Origin of the sequence: Nocardiopsis suaedae (assembly GCF_027706745.1) — a bacterium.
Classification (GTDB): Bacteria; Actinomycetota; Actinomycetes; order Streptosporangiales; family Streptosporangiaceae; genus Nocardiopsis_A; species Nocardiopsis_A suaedae.
Map to the genome: position 1 here is coordinate 1 of NZ_JAQFWP010000140.1, position 1135 is coordinate 1135.

General features: G+C 68.5%; 1 protein-coding gene. It reads left to right on the top strand.

Features of this window, described 5'->3' with window-relative positions:
* The first annotated feature begins 46 nt into the window (after positions 1-46).
* Positions 47-1135, top strand: a complete 1089-nt coding sequence (locus O4U47_RS31190; protein WP_270681590.1) for an IS630 family transposase — start codon at positions 47-49, stop codon at positions 1133-1135.

The following is a 1135-nucleotide window of genomic DNA, read 5'->3' on the forward strand; positions in this document are numbered from 1 at the left end:
CTAGTGTCCTGAGTCGTTAGTTCGTTGGCGGCTGTAGGGTGGGGTGATGCCTGGTCCGAAGCCGCTGCCGCTGGAGCTGTCCGACCACGAACGCCGTGTGCTGCGGGGCTGGCTCAGAAAGCAGACGGCCTCCCAGGCCCTGGTCCTCAGATCGCGGATCGTGCTGGCCTGCGCACAGGGCCGCCCCAACGCCCAGGTAGCCGATGACCTGGGAATCTCTCGGGAGACCGTGCGCAAGTGGCGCTCCCGGTTCGCCGCCGGCCGCCTGGACGGGCTGGTCGACAAGCCGCGCCCGGGCGCCCCGCGCACGATCACCGACGAACAGGTCGAAGCCCTGGTCGCCCGCACCCTCGACCAGGCCCCGCCGACGGGGGACTCGCACTGGTCGACGCGGTCGATGGCCGAGGCCACGGGCATGTCGCAGTCCGCGGTCTCCCGGATCTGGCGGGCCTTCGGCCTCAAGCCCCACACCGTGCAGACCTGGAAGCTGTCCACCGATCCGGAGTTCGTGTCCAAGGTCCGCGACGTGGTGGGCATCTACCTGTCCCCGCCGGAGAACGCACTGGTGCTGGCGGTGGACGAGAAGTCGCAGATCCAGGCCCTGGACCGCACCCAGCCCGTGCTGCCGCTGTCACCGGGCACGCCGGCCAGGATGACCCACGACTACGTCCGGCACGGCACGACCAGCCTGTTCGCCGCCCTGGACATCGCCTCCGGCTCGGTCATCGCCCAGCACTACCGCCGCCACCGCCACCAGGAGTTCCTGCGCTTCCTCAAGACCGTCGACGCGGCCGTCCCCAGGGATCTGGACCTGCACCTGGTCCTGGACAACTACGCCACCCACAAGACCGAGGCGGTCAAGAGGTGGCTGCTGGCCCACCCGCGCTTCCACCTGCACTTCACTCCGACCTCGGCGTCCTGGCTGAACCTGGTCGAGCGCTGGTTCGCCGAGCTCACGAACCGCAAGCTGCGCCGGTCGGCCCACCGCAGCGTGGTCGAGCTGGAGCGGGACATCCGCGGCTGGATCAGCGAGTGGAACAAGAAGCCCAAGCCGTTCGTGTGGACCAAGACCGCCGACGAGATCATCGAAACCCTCGCTGCCTACTGCACACGAATTAACGACTCAGGACACTAG

Excerpts from the sequence above, each read along its gene's own strand:
- O4U47_RS31190 (WP_270681590.1), top strand. The coding sequence starts at position 47 with ATGCCTGGTCCGAAGCCGCTGCCGCTGGAGCTGTCCGACCACGAACGC.